4 protein-coding genes are annotated in these 2999 nt (G+C 63.0%); all 4 read left to right on the forward strand.

Annotated elements, in window-relative coordinates; translation table 11 throughout:
- The first annotated feature begins 179 nt into the window (after positions 1–179).
- Positions 180–923 (forward strand): carbonic anhydrase, encoded by a 744-nt coding sequence (locus ACESNG_RS15890; protein ID WP_373069709.1) that lies wholly within the window; start codon positions 180–182, stop codon positions 921–923.
- Position 924: 1 nt separating this feature from the next.
- The gene (locus ACESNG_RS15895; RefSeq protein ID WP_373061445.1) at positions 925–1902 is read left to right on the forward strand and encodes a sodium-dependent bicarbonate transport family permease; all 978 of its coding nucleotides are present in this window, start codon (positions 925–927) and stop codon (positions 1900–1902) included.
- Complete coding sequence (locus tag ACESNG_RS15900; protein WP_373061447.1) at positions 1899–2201, forward strand: P-II family nitrogen regulator; 303 nt, start codon at positions 1899–1901, stop codon at positions 2199–2201. Before ACESNG_RS15895 ends, ACESNG_RS15900 begins: the two co-directional genes overlap by 4 nt.
- A 10-nt stretch (positions 2202–2211) precedes the next feature.
- The coding region (locus ACESNG_RS15905; RefSeq protein WP_373069711.1) for a DUF6671 family protein at positions 2212–2999 on the forward strand (788 nt) is incomplete at its 3' end.

Below are 2999 nucleotides of genomic sequence, written 5' to 3' on the forward strand. Positions count from 1 at the left end.
CCCTTCATGGGCCACCGTCCAGAAGTAGCGAAGGTGCTGATAGTTGAGGGCGTTGAGGTCGGGAGGCAGTACGGGTCGCGTCATTCAGCAAACATCGGCAGAACCGATGTATTTGCCAATAGCATCGGCTTTAGGGATCTTTCTGCTCATCGACCGCCCCTCACTCCTCCGAAGCCTCCATGTGCACTGACCCGACCGCCACGACCGCCGCTTCCCTCTCGCGTCGCCGCTTTCTTGCCAACGGCACGGCTACCGTGGCGGGCGTCGCCGCATTGGGGGCGTTGCCCCAGGCGCTGTATGGTGCGGACGTCAGCGAGGCCGATCGCGCCGCAGTGTTCGCGCCAGCGCCCACCACACCGGCCGAGGCGCTCGCTGCTCTGAACGAAGGCAACCGCCGTTTCGTCGACAACAGAACCGTCGCTCCCCACCGCGATTTCGCTCGCTTGCGAGAGATTGCCCCCAAGCAGGCACCGTTCGCCGCCTTCCTCGGATGTGCCGATTCGCGCGTGCCGATCGAGATCGTGTTCGATCAGGGGTTCGGTGACATCTTCGTATCGCGCATCGCCGGGAACATCGCGGTGGCTGAACAGATCGCGTCGCTCGAGTTTGGCACGGCGGTGCTCGGTGCAAAGGTGCTGTACGTCCTTGGACATACGGCATGTGGCGCGGTGTCGGCGACCATGGCCGGCACCGACGTCCCGGGGCAGATCAGTGCCCTGTACTACCACATTCGGCCTGCAGTCCGCGTGGCCAATGGCAATCTCGACAAGGCGATCATCGAGAACGTGCGCAATCAGGCTATGGCTCTGCGCGATGGCTCCACGGTGATCAGCAAGTTGGTGAAAGAAGGGAAACTGCTGGTGGTCGGCGGCGTGTATGATCTCAACACCGGAAAGGTCACCCCAGTGGAGCTTGGCACCTGACATGAACGAGATTCTTCGCGTCAATCTGCTGTCACCGATCGCGCTCGCCTTCGTACTTGGCGTGTTCGCACGGGTGATTCGCAGTGAGTTTTCGCTGCCGAAGGAGATCTACCAAGGTCTCTCGATCTATCTGCTCTGGAGTTTGGGGCTGCATGGTGGCGCGGAGTTGGCCCACTCGACGTTCACCGAGATTGCGCGACCGGCGGGCGTCACGTTGCTCATCGGCTGTATCACGCCGATCAGCGCGTATCTCACTCTGCGCTACCTCGGACGATTTGGTGAGGCGGACAGCGCGGGTATCGCGGCGCACTACGGATCGGTCTCGGCCGTGACCTTCATCGCGGCGTCCACGTTCGTGAAGGGAATGGGTGCCGAGCCTGAAGGGTTCATGCCCACGCTGCTGACGTTGCTGGAAAGCCCCGGCATTCACATTGCGCTGGCCATCGGTGTCATGCGCAGCGGCCAGAAGTCGCGGCCCACCTCCGAGCTGCTGCACGAAGTACTGACGGGACGCACGATGGTGTTGCTGGTAGGTGGATTGATCGTGGGCTTCCTGATCGGTGACAAGAATTGGAAGGTGATCGAGCCGTTCTACGATACCAAGGGCGCGATCTTTCGCGGCGCACTGTGCATCTTCATGCTGGAGATGGGCCTGTTGGCCGGCTCCCGACTGGGAGACCTGAAAAAGGTCGGCCCGTTTCTGCTGGCCTTCGGGATGATCATGCCGCTCGTGCACGGCGCACTCGGTGCCTGGCTCGGGAGCCTGGCCGGACTGTCGGTCGGCGGTGCCACGATGCTTGGCGCCATGGCCGCCAGCGCGAGTTACATCGCCGCGCCGCCGGCGGTGCGCATGACGTTGCCCGATGCCAATCCGACCTACTATCTCACGCTCGCCCTCGCCATCACCTTCCCCTTCAACGTGCTGGTTGGCATCCCGATCTACTACAAACTCGCGCTGATGGCGCATGGAGTCGCATGAACAGCACGCCGCTCAAGATGGTCGTCATCGTCGCTGAACCGGTGCTCGAGACGCGCCTGGTCACGGAACTCCGTGGCCTTGGCGCCAAGGGGTTCAGTATCGTCGAAGGTCGTGGCGAAGGGACGCGTCACGCCCACGCGACCGATCTGCCTGGCAGCAACGTGCGCATCGAAACCATCGTGCGCGAGGACGTCGCGGACCGTATCATGGAGCATGTGTCGCAACACTACTTCGCGAACTACTCGTTTATCGCGTACGTGACCGATGTCGCAGTTGCACGGGGCGAGAAGTACATCTAACGCAGCAGCGATGACCGCTTTTTCCGGACGCACCGCGATCCTCGGTACACAACACGGCAAGGAGGCGGTCATCGCGCCGCTGCTGGAGTCTGCGCTTGGCCTGCACGTCGAGGTGCTGCGCGACTTCGACACCGATCGCTTCGGCACATTCACCGGCGAGATCGCGCGCCTTCGGAATGCCAAGGACACGGTGCGTGCCAAGGCGCTCGCCGCATTGGTCGAGGCGCCCCACGGCGCTTTCGGTGTGGCCAGTGAAGGGAGTTTTGGTCCGCACCCTGACGTCCCGTTCGTGAGCTGCGGCCTCGAACTCGTCATGCTGACCACGCACGACGGAGTCGTCGAGGTGATCGGAACGGACCTCACGCTGGAGACGAACTTTGCCGGCGTTGATGTGCGTTCTCTCGACGACGTCGCGGCGTTTGCGCAGCGTGCGACCTTTCCATCGCACGCACTGGTGGTGAAGGCGTGTGCCACGCACACCAGTAGCGGGGTAGCGATCACGAAGGGGATCCGTGAGTGGAGCGTGCTCGAGAGCGCGGTCATGGCGTTGCTCGCGCGAGATGGCATCGCCACGCTCGAAACCGATATGCGGGCGCACCTGAATCCCACGCGAATGCAAAGTATCGCGCGCGCCACCGCGTCGTTGGTCCGGGCGGCGAGCAGTCTGTGTCCGCGTTGCGATGCGCCCGGCTTTGTGGTCACTGGTGTGGAACGCGGACTTCCCTGCGAAGCATGCGGGCGGCCTACGCAACGACCATTGGCCGAACTCTTGGTGTGCGGGAAGTGTGCGCATCGGGA

The organism is Gemmatimonas sp. (assembly GCF_041689975.1).
GTDB lineage: Bacteria > Gemmatimonadota > Gemmatimonadetes > Gemmatimonadales > Gemmatimonadaceae > Gemmatimonas.